A 23,834-nucleotide genomic window follows, 5' to 3' on the forward strand; every position below is an offset into this window, starting at 1 on the left:
GAATTGCATGAGCTTGATTGACAGATCCGAAGCCGAGGCGCTGGTCGAAGGCCGGCATGGTGATCCGTTTTCCATATTGGGGCTACACCGGACAGCGAAAGGCAACAGGATCGTGGCCCTCGTGCCGGATGCGCAGCGGCTCTGGGCTGTGGGCGCGACGGAGGTCGAGCTCGAACAGGTCCTGCCGGGGCTCTTCTGTGGCAAGTGGAACGAGCCGCTCTACCGGCTGCGGGCGCAGAACGCGCAGGCGACCTGGGATTTCGAGGATCCCTATCGGCTGTCTCCCGTGCTCGGCTCGATCGACGAATACCTGATCGGCGAGGGCACGCACCACCGGCTGTGGGAGGCGCTCGGTGCGCATGTGATGACGCATGAGGGCCATGAGGGCGTGCATTTCGCCGTCTGGGCGCCAAATGCCGAGCGCGTCTCGGTCGTCGGCAACTTCAACAGCTGGGACGGGCGGCGCCACCAGATGCGCCGGCGCGGTTCGACCGGGGTGTGGGAGATCTTCCTGCCCGGGCTGATGCCGGGCGACATGTACAAGTACGAGATCCTCGGCGCCGGGGGCAAGCTGCTGCCGACCAAGGCCGACCCGGTCGGTTTCGGCGCCGAGCATCCGCCGGCGACCGCCTCGGTGGTGCGCGAACTGGGCCTGCACGACTGGGGCGACGGTCTGTGGATGAAGGAGCGTGCCAAAGCGCAGGACGTGCATGCCCCGGTGTCGATCTACGAGGTCCATCTGGGCTCGTGGCGGCGGGTATGGGAAGAGGGCGGGCGACCGCTCAGCTATTACGAGCTCTCGACGCAACTCATTGATTACGTTGCGGATCTTGGGTTCACCCATGTCGAGCTTCTGCCGATCACCGAGCACCCGTTCGACGGCAGCTGGGGCTATCAGCCGGTTGGCCTTTTCGCGCCCACCATCCGCCACGGCCGGCCCGAGGAATTCGCGGCCTTCGTCGATGCGGCGCACCAGCGCGGGCTTGGCGTCATCCTCGATTGGGTGCCGGGCCATTTCCCCACCGATGACCACGGGCTGCGGCGGTTCGACGGCACCCCGCTTTACGAACATGCCGATCCGAAGGAAGGCTTCCACCGCGACTGGAACACGCTGATCTACAACTTCGGCCGGCGCGAGGTGGCGAACTATCTCGAGGCGAACGCACTGTTCTGGCTCGAGCAGTACCACCTCGACGGGCTGCGCGTGGATGCCGTGGCCTCGATGCTCTACCGCGACTATTCCCGCTCGGAAGGCGAATGGGTGCCGAACCGCTACGGCGGGCGGGAGAATCTCGAGGCGATCGAGTTCCTGAAACAGGTGAACACACTCGCCTATGGCAAGTCGCCGGGGATCATGACCGTGGCCGAGGAGAGCACCGCCTTCCCCGGGGTGACAAGCCCGGTGCACCGCGGCGGGCTCGGTTTCGGCTATAAGTGGAACATGGGCTGGATGAATGACACGCTGCGCTATTTCAGCCGTGATCCGATCCATCGCCGCTGGCATCATAACGAGCTGACCTTCGCAAGTTCATATACTTACAGCGAAAACTTCATTCTTCCTATCAGCCATGACGAGGTCGTGCACGGCAAGGGCTCGATGATCGGCAAGATGCCGGGCACTGCTGCCGAGAAATTCGCCAATCTGCGCGCCTTCTATGCCTTCCAATGGGCGCACCCGGGCAAGAAGCTGCTGTTCATGGGGCAGGAATTTGCCCAGTGGCACGAATGGGACAGCGGCGCCGCGCTCGATTGGGCGCTGCTCGACGCGCCGCTGCATGCCGGGATGCGCAATCTGGTGCGTGATCTGAACCGGATCTATCGCGAGACGCCGGCGCTGCACTGGGGCGATTGCGAGCCCTGTGGCTTCTCCTGGATCGAGGCTGACGATGCCGAGCATTCGCTTTACATTTTCGAGCGCAGCGCGCCGGGGCAGCGTCCGGTGGTCATCGCCGCCAACCTGACGCCGGTCGAGCGCACGACGCGCATCGGCCTGCCCGTGGCCGGCAGCTGGCGCGAGATCCTGAACACCGAGAGCGGCCATTACGGCGGCGCCAACTGGGGCAATCTCGGAGAGATAATTGCAGAAGAAATTCCTTGGATGCGCAGAGAGTTCAGCGCCGAAGTTTACCTGCCGCCGCTGGCGGTGGTGATGTTCACGCCGGACTGACGCAGGAAAGAGGAGGGGAAAATGAACACGCATCCCAACCAGCGGCTCTCGTCGCAGGCGATGGCCTTCATCCTGGCCGGTGGCCGTGGTTCGCGGCTCAAGGAACTGACCGACCGCCGCGCCAAGCCCGCCGTCTATTTCGGCGGCAAGACCCGGATCATCGACTTCGCGCTGTCGAACGCGCTGAACTCGGGCATCCGCAAAATGGCGATTGCCACGCAATACAAGGCGCACAGCCTGATCCGCCACATGCAGCGCGGCTGGAACTTCTTCCGCGCCGAGCGCAACGAATACCTCGACATCCTGCCCGCCTCGCAGCGGGTGAGCGAAAGCAAGTGGTACATGGGCACCGCCGATGCGGTGGCGCAGAACATCGACATCATCGAGGATTACAAGGTCAAGTATGTCGTGATCCTGGCGGGCGACCACGTCTACAAGATGGATTACGAGATCATGCTGCGCCAGCATGTCGAGACCGGCGCCGATGTGACCATCGGCTGTCTGACCGTGCCGCGGACCGAGGCTTCGGCCTTCGGCTGCATGGCGGTCGATGCGCGCGGCCGGGTGACGGATTTCCTCGAGAAGCCGAAGGATCCGCCGGGCATCCCCGGCGATCCGACGCAGACGCTCGCCTCGATGGGGATCTATGTCTTCGACTGGGCGTTCCTGCGCGATCTGCTGATCCGCGACAGCGAGGACCCGAACTCGAGCCATGATTTCGGCCACGACCTGATCCCGCAGATCGTGAAGAACGGCAAGGCGATGGCGCATCGCTTTTCCGAAAGCTGCGTCAAGACCGGGCTCGAGACCGAACCCTACTGGCGCGACGTCGGCACCGTCGATGCGTTCTGGCAGGCGAATATCGACCTCACCGAATTCACCCCGAAGCTCGATCTTTACGACAATGCCTGGCCGATCTGGACCTACGCCGAGCTGGTACCGCCGGCGAAGTTCATCCATGACGAGGACGGCCGGCGCGGCTCCGCGGTCAGCTCGCTCGTCTCGGGCGACTGCATCGTCTCGGGCTCCGAGGTGCGCAATTCGCTGCTTTTCACCGGCTGTCGGGCGCACAGCTGGTCGAGCCTCGATCACGTCGTGGCGCTGCCCTATGCCGACATCGGCCGCAAGGCGGAACTCAGCCGCTGTGTCATCGACCGCGGCGTGCAGATCCCCGAGGGGCTGATCGTCGGCGAGGATCCGGACGAGGATGCGAAATGGTTCCGCGTCACCGAGGGAGGGGTCGTGCTGATCACCCAGGCGATGCTGGACCGTCGGGCGGCCACACTCGAGTAAGACCGGCGGCGACCTGCGGGTCGCCCCGCCATCATCCCGAACAAGGCGAGAGGGAGACGCATGAAACGGGTTCTTTCGGTGGCTTCGGAGGCCGTCCCGCTGGTCAAGACGGGCGGGCTGGCCGATGTGGTGGGCGCGCTGCCGGCGGCGATGGCCGGGCAGGGCTGGCACATGCGCCTGCTGGTGCCGGGCTATCCCGCGGTGATGACGCGCATCGGCCGCAGGGATATGGTCTGGGCCGAGGAGAATTTCTTCGGCGGGCTCGGCGAGGTCTATCTCGGCACCGTCGACGGCATCGAGGTGATGGCGCTCGATGCGCCGCATCTGTTCGACCGCGTGGGCGGGCCCTATTCCGACATCCATGGCGACTACTGGGACAACCCCGAGCGCTTCGCCGCGCTCAGCTGGGCCGCGGCGGTGATCGCGCGCGACGGCGTCGAGGGCTGGAAGCCGGAACTGCTGATCGCTCATGACTGGCAGGCAGCGCTGGCGCCGGCCTATCTGCGCTATTGGCGCGTCGATCTGCCGACGGTGCTGACGATCCACAACATCGCCTTCCAGGGCCGCGTCGGCACCGCGAAGATGGATGCGCTGCGGCTGCCACATGAATGGTTCCACCCCGACGGCTACGAGTTCTGGGGTGACATCTCGATGCTCAAGGCGGGGATGATGGCGGCGAACGCGATCACCACGGTCAGCCCGCGCTATGCCGAAGAGCTGATGCGCGGCGAATTCGGCCTCGGCCTCGACGGTGTGATCCGGGCGCGGGCGAATGCCGTGCACGGCATCCTGAATGGCATCGACCAGAGCGTCTGGGACCCGGCGGCCGATCCGGCGGTGGTGCCGTTCTCGGCGCCCCGGCTGGCCGCGAAGGGCCGCAACCGCGACGCCCTGCTGGCGGAGTTCGGCCTTGATCCGACCCTGCCCGGGCCGCTCGCGGTGCTGGTCTCGCGGCTCACGCCGCAAAAGGGCATCGACCTGCTGCCACAGGTGATCGACGAATTCGTCCGGCTGGGCGGCGGGCTGTGCGTGCTCGGTTCGGGCGATGGCTGGGCCGAGCAGGAGATGCGCGCCCTCGCCGAGCGCCATCCCGGCCGCGTCGGCGTGCGCATCGGCTATGATGAGGGGCTGAGCCACCGCATGTTCGCCGGCGGCGATGCGGTGCTGGTGCCCTCGCGCTTCGAGCCCTGTGGCCTGACCCAGCTTTACGGACAGCGCTATGGCTGTGTGCCGGTGGTCTCGGCCGTGGGCGGGCTGTTCGACACCGTGATTGGCGCGACACCGGCGACCGAGGCGGCGAATGCGGCGACCGGCGTGGTGTTCCATCCGGTCGATGCGCTTGCGCTCGGCCAGGCGTTGCGTAAGCTGGTGTCCTTGTATCAAGACAGTAAGGGGTGGAGCGCGATGGTGCGGCGCGGGATGAAAGCCGACTGGGGCTGGGGCCGTTCGGCCGCTGCCTATGCGGCCCTGTTCGACAGTCTCGTGCAGCGGTCATGATCCTCGCCGGAGACCCCTGCCGCCCGGGTGCCACACCCGTTGCGGGCGGGGTGAATTTCGCAGTCTTCGCGGCCCATGCCGAGAAGGTCGAACTCTGCCTGTTCCGCGACGGGCTCGAGGAACGGATCGAGCTGCCCGAACGCTCGGGCGAGATCTGGCACGGTTTCGTGCCCGGGCTCGAGACCGGGGCGGACTACGGCTATCGCATCTCCGGCCCCTGGGCGCCCGAGATGGGGCATCGCTACAACGCTGCCAAGCTGCTGATCGACCCCTATGCGCGCGAGCTGACGGCGCCGCTGCGGTGGGACCCGCTGATGCAGGGCGGCGGCGGACCGATGCGCCCCGACCGCCGTGACAGCGCTCCGGTGATGCCGCGCTCGCGCGTTTGCGCGGTTGAGAAACTGCTTTGGAACCGGCCCGCAACCCCTTGGCCGGAAACAGTGATCTACGAAGCCCATGTAAAGGGGCTGACGATGCTGCACCCGGATGTGCCGGCCGCGTTGCGCGGCACCTTCCGCGGCGTGGCGACCGAGCCGGTGATTGCTCATCTGCGCGCACTTGGCGTCACCGCGATCGAGCTTTTGCCGGTCTGCGCCTTCATCGACGACCGCTTCCTCGTCGAGAAGGGGTTGCGCAACTACTGGGGCTATCAGCCGGCGGCCTTCTTCGCCCCCGAGCCGCGCTATGGCACGCGCGAGGATTTCCGCGCCATGGTGCGCGCGCTGCACGCGGCGGGGATCGAGGTGATCCTCGACGTCGTCTTCAACCATACCGGCGAGGGCGACGGCGCGGGCCCGACGCTCAGCCTGCGCGGTGTGGACAACGCCGCCTTCTACCGGCTGGCCGAGGGCGGTCGCTCCTATGTCAACGACACCGGCACCGGCAATACGCTGAACCTCTCGCATCCTTTCGTGCTGCGCATGGTGATGGACTGCCTGCGCCACTGGGTCGAGGAGATGGGCGTCGACGGCTTCCGCTTCGACCTCGCCGCGACGCTCGCCCGCGACGCGACGGGCGGGTTCAACAGCGATGCCGCCTTCCTCTCGGCGCTGCGCCAGGATCCGGTGCTGTGCGGCGTGAAGCTGATCGCAGAGCCCTGGGACATCGGCCCGGGCGGTTATCGGCTGGGTGGTTTCCCGCATCCGTTCTCGGAATGGAACGACCGTTTCCGCGACGGGATGCGGCGGTTCTGGCGCGGTGATGCCGGGCAGATGCCGGAGCTTGCGCGCCGCATCTCGGGCTCGGCCGAGGTCTTCGATCACGCCGGACGCCCCGCGACAGCAAGCCTGAACTTCCTCACGGCCCATGATGGCTTCACCCTGCACGACCTTGTGTCCTTTAACGAAAAGCACAACGAGGCGAATGGCGAGGCGAACCGCGACGGCCATAACGAGAACTATTCTCAGGCGCTTGCCGACCACGCCGCGCAGCTTGCGCGCAAGCGCGCGCTGCTGGCCACGCTGATGATCTCGCAAGGCGTGCCGATGCTGCTCGGCGGTGACGAGATCGGCAACAGCCAAGGCGGCAACAACAACGCCTATGCCCAGGACAACCCGATCGGCTGGATCGACTGGCCGCGCGCCGATACCGCGCTTGCGGCCTTTGTCGGCCGGCTCACCGCGATCCGCCGCGCCCATCCGGTGCTGCGCCAGCGCCGCTTCCTGCACGCCAAGCTGCGCGCCCAGGACGGCATGCGCGACCTGATCTGGTGGCGCCCCGACGGCATCGAACCCTCGCAGCGCGACTGGCTCGATGCGCAGGAGCGCTGCCTGTGCGCCGAGATCCGCGGCGCCGCCGAGGGCTTTGAGGGCGAGGCGGCACGCGAGGCTGTCTTCGTCATCTGCAACGCCGGGCCGGCGACCGAGGTGGTGCTGCCGGCCGGCCGCTGGACCCGGCTGCTCGACACCGCCGAGCCCGAGGCGCCCGAAGCCCCCCACGCCGCGGCGGTGACTTGCGTCGCCGCGCAATCTGTTCAACTGTTCGCCCGGCCTACGGCTCAAGAGGAGCACCCATGACGATCCATCCCACCACGCCCTTCGAGGGGCAAAAGCCCGGCACCTCGGGCCTGCGCAAGAAGACCCCGGTCTTCATGCAGCCGAATTTCCTCGAGAATTTCGTCCAGTCGACCTTCGATGCGATCGGCGGCGTGGAGGGCAAGACGCTGGTGCTCGGCGGCGACGGCCGCTATTTCGGCGCCGCGGCGGCGCAGACCATCCTGAAGATGGCGGCCGCGAACGGCGCCGCGCGGGTGATCGTCGGGCAGGGCGCCTGGCTGTCGACGCCCGCCGCCTCGAACATGATCCGCGCGCGCAAGTCGGATGGCGGGCTGATCCTCTCGGCCAGCCACAACCCCGGCGGCCCGAACGCGGATTTCGGGGTGAAATACAACAGCGCGAACGGCGGCCCGGCCCCCGAGGCGGTGACCGACGCGATCTTCGCCCGCACCAGGACGATCACCGAATTTCGCAAGCTCGACGTGGCGGATGCAGACCTGTCGCGGCCCGGCGAACAGCCGATGGGCGCGATGGTGGTCGAGGTCGTCGACCCCGTGGCGGCCTATGCCGACCTGATGGAAACCCTTTTCGATTTCAAGGCATTGCGCGGCCTTTTTCATGGTGGCTTCACGATGCGCATGGATTCGATGTGCGCGATCACCGGCCCCTATGCGAAAGAGATCTTCGAGCACCGGCTGGGCGCTGCGCCGGGCACCGTGGTGCATGGTACGCCGCTTCCCGACTTCGGCGGCATGCACCCCGACCCGAACCCGACCTGGGCGCATGAGCTGATGGACGAGCTGATGGGCCGCGAAGCGCCCGATTTCGGCGCGGCCTCGGATGGCGACGGCGACCGCAACATGATCCTTGGCCGCGGCGTCTATGTCTCGCCCTCGGACAGCCTGGCGGTGATCGCGGCGAATGCGACGCTGGTGCCCGGCTATGCCGACGGGCTGAAGGGGGTGGCACGCTCGATGCCGACCTCGACCGCGGTCGACCGGGTGGCGCAGGCGCTTGGCCTTGATTGCTACGAGACGCCGACGGGCTGGAAGTTCTTCGGCAACCTGATGGATGCTGGCCGCGTCAGCCTGTGCGGCGAGGAAAGCTTCGGCACCGGTTCCGACCACGTGCGCGAGAAGGACGGGCTCTGGGCGATCCTGATGTGGCTCAACATCATCGCCGTGCGCGGTCAGTCGGTGGCCGAGATCATGGCCGAGCATTTCGCCCGCTATGGCCGGAACTACTATTCCCGCCACGATTACGAGGCCCTGCCGACCGAGGTGGCAACTGCCATGCTCGATGCGCTGCGCGCCCGCCTCGACGCCCTGAAAGGGATGTCTTCGCAAGGGCTTGTGGTCGAAAGCGCAGATGAGTTCTGCTACACCGACCCGGTCGACGGCTCGGTCTCGGCGCATCAGGGCTTCCGCATCCTCTTCGAGGGCGGCTCGCGCGTGGTGCTGCGGCTCTCTGGCACTGGCACCGAGGGGGCGACGCTGCGCGTCTATCTCGAACGTTACGTTGCCGGCCCGGAGGGCCTGAGCGAAGACCCGCAGGCGGCGCTGGCCCCGATCATCGCGGCGACCGAGGAGATTGTCGGCATCAAGGCCCGCACCGGCCGGCCGGGCCCGAACGTCATCTCCTGAGACTTAGGTCGAATAGGAAAAGCCAGACGCGCGGATAGGCTGACGCCATGATCCGCGCGTTTTTCATATGGTTCTTGCTCGCCACACCGCTCTTTGCGGCGCCGCTGATGCGTGACGCGCTCGAGCCGATGATCGTCGCGCCCTATGCGCTTGGCGCGCCGGTCAATGACAAGGGCGTCTGGACGCTGCTGAACTCGGGCGGTGGCGAGGCCGGATATGTCTTTGAAACCGGCCCCTTGGCGCCGCTTCCGGGGTTTTCCGGCCAGCCCATCGACATGCTGGTGATGCTTGACCGCGAGGGCCGCTTCATCGACGTGCGGCTGGTCTCGCAAAACGAGCCGATCTTCGTTTCGGGGCTGGGCGAGGCGCCGTTCCGCGCCTTTTTGGAACAATATCGCGGCCACTCGATCAGCGAGCCGCTGGTGGTGGGCACGCCCTATGGCTCGGGCGGCGCGGCCTCGGACAACGTCTATCTCGACGGGGTGACGAAGGCGACGGCCTCGGTTCGCATCGCGCATGAATCGATCCTCGCTGCCACGCTTGCCGTCGCGCGCGAGAAGATGCAGGGCATCTCGGCCGGACCGCCGCCACGGCCTGACCCTTCGGTGGATCAACCACTCGACTGGAAAGCGCTGGTGGATCAGGGCCTTGTGACCCGTCTTGTGGTCAGCGAGGGGCAGCTCGACGCGGCTTTTGCCGGCACTCGCTGGGCCGCCGATGGCACCGGAGAGGATCCCGACACCCCGTTCATCGACCTTTACGCCGTCGACCTTGGCCCGCCGTCGATCGCCCGCGCGGTGCTGACCCCCGGCACCTTGGCCGAGGTGCAGCGCTTCACCGCGCGCGCGCCCGATGACGAGCTCTATCTGCTGATCGAGGCCGGGCGGCACGGACTGGTGTCCGAGGATTTCGTGCGCAACACCGCGCCCGACCGGATCTCGGCCACGCAAGACGGGTTGCCGCTGGCGCTGCGCGATGCCGACATCTTGCCGGACCTTGCGAAGGATGTTCCGCAAGAGCTTGGCGATGCAACGAAAATGGTCGTCCGGCTCGACCGTCGTCTGGGCTTCGACCCGACGCGGGAGTGGCAATTGTCGCTGCAGGCGGTGCGGCTGCATGGCCAGTTCCAGCCCGAGGTGGGCGAAACCCATTTCACCGTGGCCCTGCACACGCCCGAGCGGTTTTTCCTGCGGCCCGAGGCGCCGAAGCAGCTTTCGCCCTTCGGCGAGGCGCTGCGCAACCGGGCGACGGATCTGATGGTTCTGACCGGCTTCCTTGCCGTTCTGATCGCAGCACTTCTGGCGCAATCGCGGCTGGCGGGACTGCGCGCCTTCACCCCGGTACGCCTGAGCATCCTGGCCTTTGTCATTGGGTTCATTGGCTTCTGGGGGCAGGGACAGCTGTCCGTGGTGACCATTCTCGCAGTCATCCGCGGCGTGACGACGGGCGGGCTCGAGGTGCTGCTCTACGATCCCGTCGGCCTGCTGGTCTGGACCGCGGCGATCGTCGGCTTTCTGCTCTGGGGCCGTGGCTTCTTCTGCGGCTGGCTCTGCCCCTTTGGCGCATTGCAGGAATTTTCCCATCATCTCGGGCGTTTGCTGCACCTTCCTCAGATCGAGCCACCGGCAAGCCTGGCGCGTGCGCTGCTCTGGACCGGGCCCGTGGCGCTGATCGCACTGATCGTCGTGGCGATCGCGGCGCCGGAGCACGCAGAGACCGCCGCCGAGGTCGAACCCTTCAAGACTGCGATCACCGTTCATTTCGACCGGCCCTGGCCCTATGTGCTGTGGGCGGGTGGCTGGCTTGCGGTGTCGATGGTCTGGTTCAAGGGCTTCTGCCGCTCGCTCTGTCCGCTCGGGGCGGCGATGCGGGTGGGCGGGCTGTTGCGGCTGTGGCGCTGGATCCCACGGCGGGCGGAATGCGGCACTCCATGCCAGCTATGCCGCGTCCGCTGTCGCTACGGCGCCATCGCAAAAACCGGAGAGATCCGCTATTCCGAGTGTTTCCAATGCCTTGACTGCGTGAAGATCCATGACGATCCGGCCACCTGCGTGCCGCTCGTCCTGGCTGCGCGGCGCGACCGGAGGGCGAAATGAAGCGACGGCGGTTCCTGCAGATCTGCGCGGGGGCGGCGCTGGCCGGCCGGCCCGCCGCGGCGAGCGACTGGCGCGGGCAGGCCTTCGGCGCCGATGTCTCGTTACGCCTTGCGGGCGAAGCGCCGATGGCCGCCGTTCTGGCCGAGATTGCAGCGATCGAGGACACTTTCTCGCTCTACCGTGAGAGCGAGCTTACACGGCTCAACGCCACCGGCCACGGGCCGGGGTCGGAACGGATGCGCGCGGTTCTGGCCTGCGCCGCGCGGGTGCATGCGGCGACCGCGGGCGCCTTCGATCCGACGGTGCAGCCGCTCTGGCAGGCGCTGGCCCGGGGCACGGACGGCGCGGCAGAGCGCGCAAGCATCGGCCTTGAACGCATTGATATTTCGTCTGAAATCCGGCTTTCCGCGGGGCAGGGGTTGACCCTCAACGGCATCGTTCAGGGCTATGCCGCCGACTGCATCGCCGCGCTTCTGGCCGAGACCGGGCTGACCGATTGCCTGATCGACATGGGCGAGTATGCGGCACTTGGCGGGCCCTATCGGCTGGGCATCGAAGATCCGGCTGCCGGGATGCTCGGTGCGCGCACGATCGGCGCGGGCGCACCGCGGGCGATGGCGACCTCGAGCCCCGCGGCGCTTGCGCTGCCGGGCGGCAGCCATATCCTCGGGCCGCGGGGCGAGGCGCCGCGCTGGTCGACGGTCAGCGTCGGGGGCGACAGTGCGATGCTCTGCGATGCCGCCTCGACCGCCTTCGTGCTGATGGATGCGAGCGCCATCGAAAAGGCCCGCGCCGAGCTGGGGCTCGGCGCGGTGACGCTGATCGACTTTGATGGAAACCTGAGTGTGATCTGAGGTTTGCGAGGCGGAGCTGAACCCCCGCCTCAACGCTCCGGTGGACGGAAATCGACGCCATAGCCGGCGAAGATCGCGGCAATCCGGCCGTCTTCCAACCCTGCCGCCACCGCGTCATCGACCGCATAGGCGAGCGGCCGGTGCTGCAGCGAGATCGCCGCGCCGAGCGTCCATTTCGACTTCGCGAGCCCCAGCAGCGGCGGCTCATGCACCGCCAGCCCCGGCGCAAGGTTCGCATCGAGTTCCGCGCGCGGCCCCATCACCGCCATCACCTCATGCGCCGACAGCCCGGCCATCGCCGAGGCCGTGCTCTTGTAGCGGTGAACCTTGTCGGCCGTCGCCCCATGCGCCACCGAGGTCAGGAAGAAATCCGAGATCGAGTCATTCTCGACCCCGACCGGATCGAAGCGGAACACCGCTGGCACCGGGCCCTTCTCGGGGTAATCCGCCGTGCCATAGGCAATCGCCAGCCGCTCGACCGCATATTGCCCGGTGAACACGACCTGATCGAAACGGCACGCGTAATCAACGTCATAGGGCACATGCAGCATGACGTCAGAGACCCGGCCGCCCACCGTCGCGCCCTTGTAGACGTAGTTCAGCAAGTCGGCGTCCAGCGTCTCGCTCGAATTCACCAGACGGATGCGCGCCTTCACCCCGAGATCGGCCGCGATCAGATTGGCAAGATCGACGTCAATGCCGCGCGGCGTGCCATCTTCCGACCAGGACCATGGGCGGAAATCGTCGTAAAGCGCGAATTCCATCCAGCCATCCGCGCGGATCTGGTCAAGCGACCGGCCGATGTCCTGCGTAAAGGTGTTTTGCAGCTTCTGGTCCGGGGCCACGCCCTTGCAGGCGGCATGGGCAAGGCCGGGCGCAAGGCCCAGCCCCCCCAGCATCACCGCCAGAACCAGAGCCCGCCGCGACAGACGCGCCATGGTTCACTCCGCCGCGGAGAGGCCGATGGTCAGCACCTCGGCGGCGTGCTTGAAGCTGGCCGGGTCCGGGGTCAGAACGGCGGCCGCGCGGCTGACCGCGCTGTCGGCCACCGGCGCACCCGATGCGGTGGCGACCTGCGCCCCGATCTCGGTCAGCTCGGCCTTGATCGCCGCCTCGTCGCCTTCGCCCTTCATCAGCTCGTCGCGGATCGCGTGGAGCCGCGCCGAATGGGCATCCAGCGCGCCATCCTCGGGGCGGGTCTCGATATAGGTGCGGATCGCCCAGCCGGCCTTCTGTCCCAGAACCTCGCCGAAGGCCGGCATCTTGGTGGTGCCATTCTGGGTGAAGCCGTGCTGGAAGCGCTCGACGAACCATTCGTCGCCGCTCTCGTTCGCCTCGAGATAGCGCAGGTCGGGGGCCAGACCGCCCGACACGGCACCCAGACCGTGGCAGCGCGCACAGTTCTGGTTGAAACCGGAGTCGCCGATCTGCACGGCCTTGGCCCAGACCTCTTCCCCCGCCGTCTCGGCGCGATAGGGGTTTTCGGTCAGCCAGTCTTCGCCCACCTCGGGCAGGGCATCGGTGTTCACCGGCTGCGGTGTCACGTCGCCATGCGCCCAAAGCTGCACGGGGGCGATCAGCCCGGCCATGGTCAGTGCCGCCAGCAGGCGGCGGGTGCGGACATCGAGCATGTCTCCCTCCCTCTCGATCCTCATGTTTCCCGACATAAGCTGCGTTGCGGCATTACGGCCATTCGACCTTCGTCGGGATCTGCGGCGAGTCTGCCTGATCCGGGCGGGGTGGCGTATTGGCCATTGGTCTAATAGGCCCCGCATGACCCGCCCCCTAGGGTGGATGGCAGAGGGCCCGCACCCTTGCGCGGGCGGGGAGGACGGAATGTTTCATCGGATCGGCCGCGTCTTTGCGGCGCTGGCGCTTGGCCTTGGCCTTGGCGCCGCCCAGGCTCAGGATCTGCCGGTGCTGACGGTGGCCGCGCTTGAGGGCGGCACGGTCACCTGGGAGCTCGACACCATCCGCCATTACGGGCTCGACCGGGCGGCGGGGTTCACCCTTGCGGTGATGCCGGTCGCGGGCAACCCCGCGGCGCAGGTGGCGCTGCAGGGCGGTGCGGCCGATGCGATCGTGACCGACTGGTTCTGGGTCGCGCGGATGCGCGCCACGGGACAGGATTACTGCTTCCTGCCCTATTCGAAGGCGGTCGGCGGGATGTTCGTGCGCGCTGACAGCTCCGTCCGGGAAGTGACCGATCTGAAAGGGAAAAAGATCGGCATCGCGGGCGGGCCGCTGGACAAGAGCTGGCTCGTGCTGCGGGCCTGGGCACTGCAGGCGGCTGGCTTCGATCTGGCGAAGGAGACCGGGCAGGTCTTCGGCGCGCCGCCCTTGATCCTGCAGGCCGGGCTTTCGGGCGAGGTCGATGCGGCGATCAACTTCTGGCATTTCAACGCGAAGATGCAGGCCGCGGGCATGCGGCAGCTGATCTCAGTCTCCGAGGCGGCGCAGGCGCTTGGCCTCGATCCCGAAACGCCGCTGCTCGGCTATGTGGTCTCGGGCAAGCTGGTCGAGGAAAAGCCTGCCCTGGTGGCCGCGCTGGCGCAGGCCTCGCGCGCGGCCAAGGCGCGGCTGGCCACGGATGACGCCGCCTTCGAGCGGCTGCGGCCGCTGATGAAGGCAAAGGATGACGCGCAATACGCGGCATTGGTCGCGGGCTATCGCGCCGGCATTCCGGCACCGGGCCCGGTGGACGAGGCGGCGGCGGCGAAGATGTTCGCGCTGATGGCGGTGCTCGGCGGGGCCGATCTTGTGGGCCCGGCGACGGCGCTTCCGCCCGGCGTGTTCCTTCCGGACTGAGCCGATGAGCAGCGTCGCACGGACAGGGCTTGCCCAGACGGCGCGCAAGGGGGCGGCGCCGAAACCGCCTTCACTGCGCGGCATGTTCCGTGCGCTGATCTCGCTCGCCGTTCTGGTGCTGCTCTGGGCCGGGCTGTCGGCGCTCCTCGCCGATCCGCTGCGCGCGCCCGGGCCGCAACAGGTGCTGCCGGCGCTCTTTCAGGGGGTCGTCTCGGGCGAGATCCTCCTCGATCTGTCCGCCACGCTGCGCCGCGTCGGGCTGAGCTTTGTGCTCGCCATGGCGACGGGGACGGCGGCGGGGATCGTGCTGGGCCTGATGCCGCGGCTCGACCGCTGGCTCGATCCGTGGCTCACCGTCTTCAACACCATTCCGGCGCTGGTCACGATCGTGCTGTGCTACCTCTGGATCGGGCTGAACGAGAGCGCGGCGATCGCCGCCGTGGCGCTGAACAAGGTGCCGCTCGTCACCCTGATGCTGCGCGAGGGGGTGCGGGTGCTCGACCCCGACCTTGCCGCGATGGCGCAGGTCTACCGGATGGGGCCGCTCGCGCGGTTGCGCCACATCGTGCTGCCGCAGCTGGCGCCGCATCTGGTGTCGGCGGCGCGCGCGGGGCTGGCGCTGATCTGGAAGATCGTGCTGGTGGTCGAGTTCCTGGGACGCTCGGACGGCATCGGATTCCGCCTTCACCTCGATTTCCAGATGTTTGATATCACAGGGGTTCTGGCGAATGCTCTGGCCTTCGTCGCGGTCATGCTGGCGCTCGAGGCGCTGCTGATCGCGCCGCTCGCGGCGCGCGCCGCAAGATGGAGGACGCAATGATCGCCCTCGATCTGACCGCGAAAAGTTTCGGCGCGACCCAGGTGCTCGGCCCGATGCGGCTGCGCGTCGAACCGGGCGAGGTGCTGGGTATCTCGGGCCCTTCGGGGGCTGGCAAAAGTACGTTGCTGCGCATCCTCGCGGGCATCGACCGCCGGTTCGAGGGCATGCTCGACGCACCGGGCCGCCGCGCCATGGTGTTCCAGAGCCCGACGCTGATGCCCTGGCGACGGGTGATCGACAATGTCACGATCCCGACCGGCGCCACGACAGCCGAGGCCGCCGAGATTCTCGCCCGCGTCGGCCTTGCAGGGCTGGAGCGGCGCTGGCCCGGGCAGCTCTCGCTCGGTCAGGCACGGCGGGTGGGGATTGCGCGCGCCTTCGTCGGGCGGCCGGACTTGCTGATCCTCGACGAGCCCTTCGCCTCGCTCGATGCCGAGCGGATCGAGGATCTGCTTGCCCTCACCGCCGCGCTGATCGCCGAGACCCGGCCGGCGGTGGTGCTGGCGTCGCACGCCGAGCACGAACTTGCGACGCTTGCCACCCGCCGCGCGCGGCTGGACGGCCGGCCGGCGCGGCTGATCGAGGCTCAGCGCGAGCGGGTGCGGGCGGGCTCGTAACCCAGGAGCGCCAGCCCGAAGAAGAGCGCGAAGGCCAGCACCGTCCAGCCAAGCGCGGCAAGGTTCATCTGGCCGTAAAGCGCAAAGCGCACAAGCTCGACCGCATGGGTGAAAGGGTTGATTTCGCAAAGGGTTGCAAGGAGAGGTGAGCTTTCCTGCATCTTCCACAGCGGATAGAGCGCGGTTGACAGGAAGAACATCGGGAAGATCACGAAATTCATCACCCCGGCGAAGTTCTCAAGCTGGCGGATACGGGCCGAGAGGAACAGCCCGAGCGCGCCCAGCATGATCCCGGCCAGCGCCAGCGCGGGCAGCGCGGCAAGGTATCCTATGAGGCTGAACTTCAGCCCGTAGCCCCATGCGATCACAAGAAAAATAGCCACTTGCAGCAGCCCGACCATGGCCCCGGCCAGCAATTTCGCGCCGAGCAGGAACCAGCGCGGCCAGGGCGCCGTCAGCATCAGCCGCATCGTGCCGCTTTCGCGATCGTTCACCAGAGACAGCGAGCTCTGCATCCCGGAAAACAGCAAGATCATCCCGCAAAGCCCTGGAACGATGTAGGTCTCATAGCTGATATAGGTCTTGTAGGGCGGGATGATCGACAGACCGAGTGCCGCCCGGAACCCCGCGGCGAAGACGAAAAGCCAGACCAGCGGTCGCACCAGCGCGGCGAAGAAACGCTCGCGCTGCGTGACGAAGCGGGCAAGCTCGCGGGTGATGATGGCGCGGGCGGCGATCAGGGCCTTCATGCGGCGGCTCCGGTCCGGGTGAGGAACCACTCGGCCAAGGGGGTCGCGCCGGTGACGGCATCGACCCGCCCGGCAGCGGCAACGCGGCCCTGATGCAAGAGCACGAGGTCATCGTCCGGGTGCAGCTCGTCCACCAGATGCGTCGCCCAGAGCACCGAGATCCCCTCGGCGGTCAGCGCATGGACATGGGCGGTGATCGCGGCGCGGGCCGGGGCGTCAAGGCCGACCGTCGGCTCATCCAGCAGCAGGAGCCGCGGCGCATGGATCAGCGCGCGGGCGATCTCCATCCGCCGCCGATGCCCGCCGTTCAGTGCCGCGACCTTCTCGCCGGCGCGCTCCTCCATGCCCAGCCGGGCCAGCGAAGCCGCGATCCGATCGCGCGCCATCGCTCCGGAAAGCCCCTGCAAGGCTGCGAAATACTTGAGATTTGCGAAAACGGAGCGGTCGAGGTCATAGGTCGGCGCCTGATAGACCACACCGATCCGGGCCAGCGCCGCACGCGGGCTGCGGCCAAGATCGTGGCCGCCCACGCTGACGACGCCGGGGGCCGGGCGGATCAGCCCGGTCAGCACCGCCATCAGCGTCGACTTGCCCGCGCCATTGGGGCCGAGGAGCGCGCAGAACCGCCCCTCGGGCACGGCGAAGGACACGTCGCGCAGCGCCGGCTTGCGGCCCCAGTCGTGGCTCAGCCCGGCGACGCGCAACGCTTCAGTCAATGGTGATCTCCAGCCGCTGCTCGGCGCCGGTGGAGCCGGGAATGGCCAGGCTGTAGCGCCCGGGCTTCACCGCGACGAAGCCGATCTCCATCGTGCCGGCGCGGTCGAACTCGATGGAATGCAGGCCCATCGGGCGGATCTCCAGCCCCTTGATGACGACCTCGTCGACCCAGATCGCGCGGAAGAAGTCGGCACCGGAAAGGCCAATTTCGCCAGAGCCATCGGCGGTGATCTTCACCTCGTAGTAATGGCCCGACTTGAGCGCCCAGGGCCCGCCGAGCGGTTCGCCCACGGAGAGGATCACCTCGGGCAGGTCGGACTTGTTCGGGCCGGCGAGCAGGCCCGCCGGCGGCGCGGCATCGTCGTCATCGTCCTCGGCGAGCGCGGGATGGGCAATCGCAAGACTCAGGCAGCACATCAGGAAAGCAATGGAACGCATTGAAATACCTTTCTTCGTCAGGGAGTCGGGCGCGCGGCGGCGCCCCAGGGGAAGCGGCCGACCTTGATCGTCGCCACGGGCTCGAGGCTTGCCACGTCGATCACCGTCACGTCGCCCGAAACGCCGTTGGTGGTGAAGAGCCTGGTCTGGTCGGGCGAGAACGCCATGTGCCAGACGCGGCGGCCGACGAGGATGTAGCGCTCGACCTTGAGCGTCTTCGCATCGACCACGGCGATGTGGTTTGCCGGGCCGAGCGCGACGAAGACCTTCGTCGCGTCGGGCGAGAAGAGCATCCCCACCGGCTGGATCTTTTCGGCCCGCACTCCCTTGATCGCGAAGGAGATCTTGCCTTTCTCGACCTGCGTCGCGGCGTCGAGCACCGCGACCGTGCCGCCGATTTCCGAACTCACCCAAAGCTCGGATCCGTCGGGGCTGAACTCGGCGTGGCGGGGGCGGCTGTCGACAAGGGAATTCGCAATGATTTTGTGGGTTTGCGTGTCGATCCAATGGGCCATGTTGGTGGTTTCCGAGGTCGTCACCTGGACCTTGCCATCGGGAGAAATCCCCATGCCCTCGGGCTCGACGCCCACGTCGATCTGCGCCACCACCTTGCGGGTCTGGGTGTCGACCACCGTCGTGACCGCGTCATTCTCGTTCGCGATGTAGAGAAGCCGGTCATCGGGGGCGAGGACGAACTGCTCGGGGTCGTCGCCCGAGGGCAGGTCGTGCAGGACCTTGCCGGTGTCGGGGTCGATCACCTGCACAGCGTTGCTGTCCGACGCGCAGACGTAGAGATACTTGAAATCCTTGGAAAAGGTGATGCCACGGGGGCGTTCGCCGATGGCGTAGGTCGCCTTCACCGTCAGCGTGTCGACGTCGATCACGCTCAGCGTATCGTCCATCTCGTTCGTCACCCAGATCTCGTCGGCGAGGGCCGGCGAGGCGAGCAGAGTGGTGAGCAACAAGGTCCGGATCATTTCGCGCCTCCGAAGGCAGTGCATTGGGTTTCGGGCCGGTCGGGGCCGAGGGTGTCGAGCTCGTTGGTGGCATGCAGGAAGCCCTCGAACGGGGCCTGCGCCACCACCGCGCGTTCGGTGACGATCGGGATCGGCTGGCGCAACTGGCCGTCCCAGTCGCGAAAGCCGAGCGGGCGACCGAGGAAACCGCCGATGCGGGCCTTGTCTGACAGGAGATAGCTGCGCAGCGTGGCGGCATCGGTGGCCCTGGTGCGCGTCGCGGCCTCGCCGATCGCGGCGACGGCGACCCAGGCAGCATAGTCGTCGGCACGCATCTCGCGCCCCGAAAGGTCGCGAAAACGGTTTTGCAGCTGCGCGGCGCCATTCTGTTCGACCACGCCCGACCAGCCGACGGGCTTTGCGCCCTCGGAGCCCGCCAGCGGGCGCGGCAGCCAAGTGTTATAGGCGACATAGCGGGCGAAATCGCCGGGCTCGTCGGCCACCAGCAGCAGGTCGTGCTCGGGCAGGTCCTGGGTGAAGAGCGGCACCTCGGCGGCGGCGGCGCGGCGCATGTTGGCGTCGAAAACCCAGGTCTTCTCGGCGGCGAGCGACAGGCCGAATTTCGTCAGTGACGCCCGCAGCGCGGCGGCATAGGCACGGTCCTCGGGCAGCGTGCCCTCGATCATCGCCAGATACGTCCAGCGCTTCGTCACGATGAACTGCGCCAGCGCATCGGCGCGCATCGCATAGGAGGGCAGGGTGTGCAGCACATTCGCCCGGCAATCGATGCCGCGCAACGCCTCGTCGGGCGCCTCGGTGTTGAAGATCAGGGCGCCCTGCGCCTCGGGCAGATCGGCCAGCGCCAGCAGATCGGCCGCGGGGGCACGCACGACCAGAACCCGCGCGCCGTCGGCCAGCGCCGCCTTTGCGGCGGGCAGGAAGTCTGCCTCGGGCGGCACCACAGTCTCGACCAGACGATAGTCCTGCCCGGTGAATTTGCCGGTCGTGGCGATGTCGGCCAGCGACAGCCGCGCACCGTCGAGGCCAAGCGTCGCGGGCTCGGCCTGCATGTTCGACAGCACCGGCGGTGGCACCACCTGCCGCTCGAGCCAGTCGATCCGCAGCATCTCTGCCTGCGCGCCGGTCGCGCCCGCAAGCCCGCCGGCCAGCACTCCTGCCAGCATCCGTTTCATCACGTCCTCCCTCGGGCCAAGGTGGTCGGCCGGGTCGCGCCGCCGCAATACGACCAATGTCTAGGTCGGGCGCCGCCCCGCGCGCGCTAGGCTGGGGGCGGGAGGACACGCGATGAAGACATGGATGCTGGCTGCGATCACCTCGGCGCTGGCGCTGCCGGGCTTCGCCGAGGAACCCGGCGGCGATCTCAATCCCGAGGAGCTGACGATCGAGCGGGTGCTGCGCGACGTCGGCCGGGGCGAGACCTCGATGACCAATTGCGCGACCGGCTATTTCATCACCAAGTCGGGCCGCCATGTCGAGGCGCGCGGCCTGTTCGAGCGCTGCGCCGCGGATGGCTGGACCGGGGCGATGACCTGGATGAGCCAGCTTGACGACAACGGGCTTGGCGGGCCGCTCGATCCGCAGGCGGCGGCCGAGTGGGACCGGCAGGCGGCCGAGGCGGGCGACCCGGTCGGCGCCTTCAACTTCGGGCTCGACCTGATGCGCGGGCGCGGCGTGGCGCGCGACGCGGCGCGGGGCAGGGCGATGGTCGACCGCGCCGCCGAGGCCGGGCTACCGGTCGCCCGCCGGCTGCAGGGCGCGGATTATGACCTCGATGAGGTGACCCCCGACGCGGACAACTGGAAATATGCGCCGCTGTCGTGAGAACCGCGACCAAAGTCGCATGACGGGTTTGACCTGCATCAAGCCCGCCGGCGGCCTCCCGGACCTAACCTTCCCCCAGCTCAGACACAGGAGAAAGCGCATGTTCCCCAAAGCCTTCGGCGCCGCAGTGGCGCTGTGCCTCGCGGCCCTTGGCGGGGCCGCCACGGCGGCCGACACCACCGACGCGGTGAAGATCGCCGCCGGCAAGGCCTATTTCGACAGCACCTGCCACCGCTGTCACTCGGTCGATGCCGACAAGAAGAGCTATGGACCGCTGCTCGATGGCGTGGTCGGCCGCCGCGCCGGCACCTTCCCGGGCTATCCCTATTCCGAGGCGCTGCAGAAGGCGGGCTTCGTCTGGACGCCCGGCGCGCTGCGCGCCTGGATGGAGGCAAACGACAAGTTCGTGCCGGGGACCAAGATGCGCCATGTCGGCATCGAGGATCCGACGGTGCAGGATTTCATTGTCACCTACCTCGCAAGTCTCAAGAAATAAAGGATCTTTCCTGAACTCAGGGGCGTGTGCGGACCTCCGCGCGCGCCCCTTTTTTCATGCCCGGATGCCGCACCGCAGGGTCGTAAGACCAATGGACAATATACCTCTCGCGCCGCTCACCGATACTTGAACCCGAGTCCGCCCCCGGTGCGCAGTGCCCGGCCGGCGGGCAGGGAGTGATCGGGAGATCGGGAGGACGACTGCGATGAACCGTTTTGTTCTGGCCACGGTGCTGGCCATCACCTGTCTCGGCACGGCGGCCACGGCCGGTGTGACCGAGGAGGACCTGCTGAAGGATCAGGAAAGCACCGAGAACGTGCTGACCAACGGGATGGGGCGCAACCTGCAGCGCTACAGCCCGCTCGAGATCCTGAACAAGGGCAACGTCAAGAACCTGGTGCCGGCCTGGGCGTTCTCGCTGGGGGGCGAGAAGCAGCGCGGTCAGGAAAGCCAGCCGCTCGTCTATGACGGGATGATGTACATCACCGGCTCGTATTCGCGCATGTATGCGATCGACCTGAAGACCGGCAAGGAAGTCTGGCAATATGACGCCCGCCTGCCCGAGGGCATCCTGCCGTGCTGCGACGTCATCAACCGCGGCGCGGCGATCTTCGGCGACAACATCTATTTCGGCACGCTCGACGCGCGCATCCTCGCGCTCGACCTGAAGACCGGCAAGGTCAAGTGGAACAAGAAGATCGCCGATTACAAGGAGGGATACTCCTACACCGCGGCGCCGCTGATCGTGAACGGGCTCGTCGTCACCGGCAACTCGGGCGGCGAATTCGGCATCGTCGGCGAGGTGCAGGCGCGTGACGCCGAAACCGGCGAGCTGGTCTGGACCCGGCCGATGATCGAAGGCAACATGGGCACCTACATGGGCAAGGAAAGCACCATGACGGGCACGCTCAACGCGACCTGGCCGGGCGACATGTGGAAGACCGGCGGCGGCGCGACCTGGCTGGGCGGCTCCTATGATGCCGACACCGACACGCTGATCTTCGGCGCGGGCAACCCGGCGCCCTGGAACAGCCACCTGCGCAACGCCGGCACGCCCGTCGAGGGCAACAAGGGCGACAACCTCTATGCCGCCAGCCGCGTCGGCATCGACCCGAAGACCGGCGAGATCAAGTGGCACTTCCAGACCACGCCGCGCGAGGGCTGGGACTTCGACGGCGTGAACGAGGTTGTGGGCTTCGTCGACAAGGACGGCAACAAGCGCTATGCCACCGCCGACCGCAACGGCTTCTTCTATGTTCTGAACCGCGAGGACGGCAAGTTCGTCTCGGCCCATCCCTTCGTGAAGGAGATCAACTGGGCCAAGGGCATCGATGAGAACGGCCGGCCGATCTACAACGAGGAAAATCGCCCCGGCGCCCCCGATGCCGCGGCCGAAGGCGGCAAGGGCCAGCAGGTCTTCGCCGTGCCCTCGTTCCTTGGCGGCAAGAACTGGATGCCGATGGCCTACAACCAGAAGACCGGTCTGTTCTACGTGCCGTCGAACGAATGGGGCATGGATATCTGGAACGAGCCGATCAGCTACAAGAAGGGCGCGGCCTATCTGGGCGCGGGCTTCACCATCAAGCCGCTGTTCGAGGATTACATCGGCTCGCTGAAGGCGATGGACCCGAACACCGGCGAGGTGAAGTGGGAATACAAGAACTCGGCCCCGCTCTGGGGGGGCGTGATGTCGACGGCGGGTGGCCTCGTCTTCACCGGCAACCCCGAGGGTGAGTTCCTCGCCTTCGACGCCGACACCGGCGAGAAGCTGTGGTCGTTCCAGACCGGCTCGGGCATCGTCGGCCAGCCGATCACCTGGGAACAGGACGGCGAACAGTATGTCTCGGTCATGTCGGGCTGGGGGGGTGCGGTGCCGCTCTGGGGCGGCGAGGTCGCGAAGAAGGTGAACTATCTGAACCAGGGCGGCATGGTCTGGACCTTCAAGCTGCCGAAGCAGCTCGCCTCGGCGAACTGATCGTCACGAGTGGCCTTGGTCGGGGCGCGGGGGAAACCTCGCGCCCTTTCGCGTGCCGGGCGCTCCGACCAAAGGACAGTATGGCGTGCGGGCGGGGCTTGCTAGGGTGGAGACAAGCCCGCAAGATCGGGAAAGAAGACGACAGGATCGCAAGATGACCCATTCCGCCACAGCCCCTCATCGCGGTGATTTCCGCTCGGCGCTGATCGTCGACGACCATCCGCTGTTTTGCGACGCGCTCGGCATGACGCTGCAGGCGGTGGCGGGGATCGGGGAGATCGCCCAGGCCGACCGGCTGTCAGTGGCGCTCGAGCGGATCGAGGGGCAGGGGCCGCGCCCCGATGTCATCGTGCTCGACCTCAACCTGCCCGACGTGAACGGTCTGGAGGGGCTGATGAGCCTGCGCGCGGCGGCGCCCGATCTGCCGATCGTCGTCGTCTCCTCGGTCGACGAGCCGCGGGTGATCCGCGCGGCGATCCTCGCCGGTGCGGCGGGCTTCGTGCCCAAGCATTCGAAGCGCGAGCTCTTTCGCGCGGCCTTTGCCGCGATCGCACGCGGCGAGACCTTCGTCCCTGAAAGCAGCGGCGAGACGCTGGCCGAGGGCAACGGCATGACGCCGCAGGACGAGGCGATCCGCCGGCTTAGCGCGCTCACCCGGCAGCAGGCGAACATCCTCGAGCAGATCTGCGCCGGCAAGATGAACAAGCAGATCGCTTATGACCTGTCGATCGCCGAGACCACGGTGAAGGCTCATGTCACCGCGATCATGCGCAAGCTCGGCGTCTACAGCCGCACCCAGGCGGTGCTGCTGGCACGCGAGGCGCAGACCACCGGGGCATTGCCCGGAAGCTGGCAGTCGCGCTAGGCTGGCC

21 protein-coding genes are annotated in these 23,834 nt (G+C 67.4%); 14 read left to right on the forward strand and 7 right to left on the reverse strand.

Annotated features, from left to right (window positions below):
* Positions 1–7 precede the first annotated feature (7 nt).
* Genes glgB through EOW65_RS02210 form a run of 7 tightly spaced genes read left to right on the forward strand, consistent with a single transcriptional unit; the run spans position 8 to position 11,544 of the window.
* The gene (gene glgB / locus EOW65_RS02180; protein WP_128147368.1) at positions 8–2,167 is read left to right on the forward strand and encodes a 1,4-alpha-glucan branching protein GlgB; all 2,160 of its coding nucleotides are present in this window, start codon (positions 8–10) and stop codon (positions 2,165–2,167) included.
* A 21-nt stretch (positions 2,168–2,188) separates the two neighbouring features.
* On the forward strand, positions 2,189–3,460 hold the full coding sequence (glgC, locus tag EOW65_RS02185) for a glucose-1-phosphate adenylyltransferase (protein WP_128147369.1): 1,272 nt from the start codon (positions 2,189–2,191) through the stop codon (positions 3,458–3,460).
* Between the two features lie 60 nt (positions 3,461–3,520).
* Positions 3,521–4,957, forward strand: a complete 1,437-nt coding sequence (glgA, locus tag EOW65_RS02190; RefSeq protein ID WP_128147370.1) for a glycogen synthase GlgA — start codon at positions 3,521–3,523, stop codon at positions 4,955–4,957.
* Positions 4,954–6,972 (forward strand): glycogen debranching protein GlgX, encoded by a 2,019-nt coding sequence (glgX, locus tag EOW65_RS02195; RefSeq protein ID WP_128147371.1) that lies wholly within the window; start codon positions 4,954–4,956, stop codon positions 6,970–6,972. Before glgA ends, glgX begins: the two co-directional genes overlap by 4 nt.
* Positions 6,969–8,594 carry an alpha-D-glucose phosphate-specific phosphoglucomutase gene (locus EOW65_RS02200; RefSeq protein WP_128147372.1) on the forward strand — a complete coding sequence of 542 codons (1,626 nt, stop codon included), beginning with the start codon at positions 6,969–6,971 and terminating at the stop codon, positions 8,592–8,594. The genes glgX and EOW65_RS02200 overlap by 4 nt, the downstream gene beginning before the upstream one ends.
* Positions 8,595–8,641: 47 nt before the next feature.
* Positions 8,642–10,690 carry a 4Fe-4S binding protein gene (locus tag EOW65_RS02205; protein WP_128147373.1) on the forward strand — a complete coding sequence of 683 codons (2,049 nt, stop codon included), beginning with the start codon at positions 8,642–8,644 and terminating at the stop codon, positions 10,688–10,690.
* On the forward strand, positions 10,687–11,544 hold the full coding sequence (locus EOW65_RS02210; protein WP_128147374.1) for an FAD:protein FMN transferase: 858 nt from the start codon (positions 10,687–10,689) through the stop codon (positions 11,542–11,544). Before EOW65_RS02205 ends, EOW65_RS02210 begins: the two co-directional genes overlap by 4 nt.
* Before the next feature lie 29 nt (positions 11,545–11,573).
* Here EOW65_RS02210 and EOW65_RS02215 read toward each other — a convergent pair whose 3' ends face one another.
* A complete protein-coding gene (locus EOW65_RS02215; RefSeq protein WP_128147375.1) occupies positions 11,574–12,482 on the reverse strand; it encodes a substrate-binding periplasmic protein in 909 nt (302 codons plus the stop codon).
* 3 nt (positions 12,483–12,485) lie between these two features.
* The gene (pedF, locus tag EOW65_RS02220) at positions 12,486–13,175 is read right to left on the reverse strand and encodes a cytochrome c-550 PedF (RefSeq protein WP_128147376.1); all 690 of its coding nucleotides are present in this window, start codon (positions 13,173–13,175) and stop codon (positions 12,486–12,488) included.
* 205 nt (positions 13,176–13,380) lie between these two features.
* Here pedF and EOW65_RS02225 point away from each other — a divergent pair, with 205 nt between their 5' ends.
* From EOW65_RS02225 to EOW65_RS02235, 3 genes are read left to right on the forward strand one after another with little or no spacing between them, the layout of a single operon-like run.
* Positions 13,381–14,352 carry an ABC transporter substrate-binding protein gene (locus tag EOW65_RS02225; protein ID WP_128147377.1) on the forward strand — a complete coding sequence of 324 codons (972 nt, stop codon included), beginning with the start codon at positions 13,381–13,383 and terminating at the stop codon, positions 14,350–14,352.
* 4 nt (positions 14,353–14,356) lie between these two features.
* A complete protein-coding gene (locus EOW65_RS02230) occupies positions 14,357–15,172 on the forward strand; it encodes an ABC transporter permease (protein ID WP_240664452.1) in 816 nt (271 codons plus the stop codon).
* Positions 15,169–15,789 (forward strand): ATP-binding cassette domain-containing protein, encoded by a 621-nt coding sequence (locus EOW65_RS02235; protein ID WP_128147378.1) that lies wholly within the window; start codon positions 15,169–15,171, stop codon positions 15,787–15,789. The genes EOW65_RS02230 and EOW65_RS02235 overlap by 4 nt, the downstream gene beginning before the upstream one ends.
* On the opposite strand, the gene EOW65_RS02240 is transcribed toward EOW65_RS02235, so the two are convergent.
* The 5 genes from EOW65_RS02240 to EOW65_RS02260 are packed head-to-tail and all read right to left on the reverse strand — an operon-like array spanning position 15,759 to position 19,842.
* Entirely contained in the window at positions 15,759–16,538 is a 780-nt protein-coding gene (locus tag EOW65_RS02240) for an ABC transporter permease (protein WP_128147379.1), read from the reverse strand. The two genes, EOW65_RS02235 and EOW65_RS02240, sit on opposite strands and share 31 nt — an antisense overlap.
* Positions 16,535–17,254: an ABC transporter ATP-binding protein gene (locus tag EOW65_RS02245; RefSeq protein WP_128147380.1), complete on the reverse strand. Its 720-nt coding sequence runs from the start codon at positions 17,252–17,254 to the stop codon at positions 16,535–16,537. Before EOW65_RS02245 ends, EOW65_RS02240 begins: the two co-directional genes overlap by 4 nt.
* A complete protein-coding gene (locus EOW65_RS02250) occupies positions 17,247–17,693 on the reverse strand; it encodes a cupredoxin domain-containing protein (RefSeq protein ID WP_206364003.1) in 447 nt (148 codons plus the stop codon). The genes EOW65_RS02245 and EOW65_RS02250 overlap by 8 nt, the downstream gene beginning before the upstream one ends.
* Before the next feature lie 17 nt (positions 17,694–17,710).
* Positions 17,711–18,670 (reverse strand): YVTN family beta-propeller repeat protein, encoded by a 960-nt coding sequence (locus EOW65_RS02255; protein WP_128147381.1) that lies wholly within the window; start codon positions 18,668–18,670, stop codon positions 17,711–17,713.
* Positions 18,667–19,842, reverse strand: coding sequence for an ABC transporter substrate-binding protein (locus tag EOW65_RS02260; RefSeq protein WP_128147382.1), 1,176 nt, complete (start codon positions 19,840–19,842; stop codon positions 18,667–18,669). The genes EOW65_RS02255 and EOW65_RS02260 overlap by 4 nt, the downstream gene beginning before the upstream one ends.
* A 112-nt stretch (positions 19,843–19,954) precedes the next feature.
* Between EOW65_RS02260 and EOW65_RS02265 the strand changes: the two genes are divergently transcribed.
* From EOW65_RS02265 to EOW65_RS02280, 4 genes are all read left to right on the forward strand, one after another.
* The gene (locus EOW65_RS02265) at positions 19,955–20,491 is read left to right on the forward strand and encodes a tetratricopeptide repeat protein (RefSeq protein WP_128147383.1); all 537 of its coding nucleotides are present in this window, start codon (positions 19,955–19,957) and stop codon (positions 20,489–20,491) included.
* A gap of 100 nt (positions 20,492–20,591) precedes the next feature.
* Positions 20,592–20,987, forward strand: coding sequence for a c-type cytochrome (locus EOW65_RS02270; protein WP_128147384.1), 396 nt, complete (start codon positions 20,592–20,594; stop codon positions 20,985–20,987).
* Between the two features lie 205 nt (positions 20,988–21,192).
* Positions 21,193–22,962 carry a PQQ-dependent methanol/ethanol family dehydrogenase gene (locus EOW65_RS02275; protein ID WP_128147385.1) on the forward strand — a complete coding sequence of 590 codons (1,770 nt, stop codon included), beginning with the start codon at positions 21,193–21,195 and terminating at the stop codon, positions 22,960–22,962.
* A gap of 154 nt (positions 22,963–23,116) precedes the next feature.
* Entirely contained in the window at positions 23,117–23,827 is a 711-nt protein-coding gene (locus EOW65_RS02280; RefSeq protein ID WP_128147386.1) for a response regulator, read from the forward strand.
* Positions 23,828–23,834: the final 7 nt, after the last annotated feature.

The sequence above is a fragment of the Paenirhodobacter ferrireducens genome (assembly GCF_004022265.1).
Lineage (GTDB): Bacteria > Pseudomonadota > Alphaproteobacteria > Rhodobacterales > Rhodobacteraceae > Rhodobacter > Rhodobacter ferrireducens.

What these genes read in the sequence shown, in the direction of transcription:
- glgB (WP_128147368.1), top strand. Translation starts at nt 8, where the DNA reads ATGAGCTTGATTGACAGATCCGAAGCCGAGGCGCTGGTCGAAGGCCGG.
- glgC (WP_128147369.1), top strand. Translation starts at nt 2,189, where the DNA reads ATGAACACGCATCCCAACCAGCGGCTCTCGTCGCAGGCGATGGCCTTC.
- glgA (WP_128147370.1), top strand. Translation starts at nt 3,521, where the DNA reads ATGAAACGGGTTCTTTCGGTGGCTTCGGAGGCCGTCCCGCTGGTCAAG.
- glgX (WP_128147371.1), top strand. Translation starts at nt 4,954, where the DNA reads ATGATCCTCGCCGGAGACCCCTGCCGCCCGGGTGCCACACCCGTTGCG.
- EOW65_RS02200 (WP_128147372.1), top strand. Translation starts at nt 6,969, where the DNA reads ATGACGATCCATCCCACCACGCCCTTCGAGGGGCAAAAGCCCGGCACC.
- EOW65_RS02205 (WP_128147373.1), top strand. Translation starts at nt 8,642, where the DNA reads ATGATCCGCGCGTTTTTCATATGGTTCTTGCTCGCCACACCGCTCTTT.
- EOW65_RS02210 (WP_128147374.1), top strand. Translation starts at nt 10,687, where the DNA reads ATGAAGCGACGGCGGTTCCTGCAGATCTGCGCGGGGGCGGCGCTGGCC.
- EOW65_RS02215 (WP_128147375.1), bottom strand. Translation starts at nt 12,482, where the DNA reads ATGGCGCGTCTGTCGCGGCGGGCTCTGGTTCTGGCGGTGATGCTGGGG.
- pedF (WP_128147376.1), bottom strand. Translation starts at nt 13,175, where the DNA reads ATGCTCGATGTCCGCACCCGCCGCCTGCTGGCGGCACTGACCATGGCC.
- EOW65_RS02225 (WP_128147377.1), top strand. Translation starts at nt 13,381, where the DNA reads ATGTTTCATCGGATCGGCCGCGTCTTTGCGGCGCTGGCGCTTGGCCTT.
- EOW65_RS02230 (WP_240664452.1), top strand. Translation starts at nt 14,357, where the DNA reads ATGAGCAGCGTCGCACGGACAGGGCTTGCCCAGACGGCGCGCAAGGGG.
- EOW65_RS02235 (WP_128147378.1), top strand. Translation starts at nt 15,169, where the DNA reads ATGATCGCCCTCGATCTGACCGCGAAAAGTTTCGGCGCGACCCAGGTG.
- EOW65_RS02240 (WP_128147379.1), bottom strand. Translation starts at nt 16,538, where the DNA reads ATGAAGGCCCTGATCGCCGCCCGCGCCATCATCACCCGCGAGCTTGCC.
- EOW65_RS02250 (WP_206364003.1), bottom strand. Translation starts at nt 17,693, where the DNA reads ATGCGTTCCATTGCTTTCCTGATGTGCTGCCTGAGTCTTGCGATTGCC.
- EOW65_RS02255 (WP_128147381.1), bottom strand. Translation starts at nt 18,670, where the DNA reads ATGATCCGGACCTTGTTGCTCACCACTCTGCTCGCCTCGCCGGCCCTC.
- EOW65_RS02260 (WP_128147382.1), bottom strand. Translation starts at nt 19,842, where the DNA reads ATGAAACGGATGCTGGCAGGAGTGCTGGCCGGCGGGCTTGCGGGCGCG.
- EOW65_RS02265 (WP_128147383.1), top strand. Translation starts at nt 19,955, where the DNA reads ATGAAGACATGGATGCTGGCTGCGATCACCTCGGCGCTGGCGCTGCCG.
- EOW65_RS02270 (WP_128147384.1), top strand. Translation starts at nt 20,592, where the DNA reads ATGTTCCCCAAAGCCTTCGGCGCCGCAGTGGCGCTGTGCCTCGCGGCC.
- EOW65_RS02275 (WP_128147385.1), top strand. Translation starts at nt 21,193, where the DNA reads ATGAACCGTTTTGTTCTGGCCACGGTGCTGGCCATCACCTGTCTCGGC.
- EOW65_RS02280 (WP_128147386.1), top strand. Translation starts at nt 23,117, where the DNA reads ATGACCCATTCCGCCACAGCCCCTCATCGCGGTGATTTCCGCTCGGCG.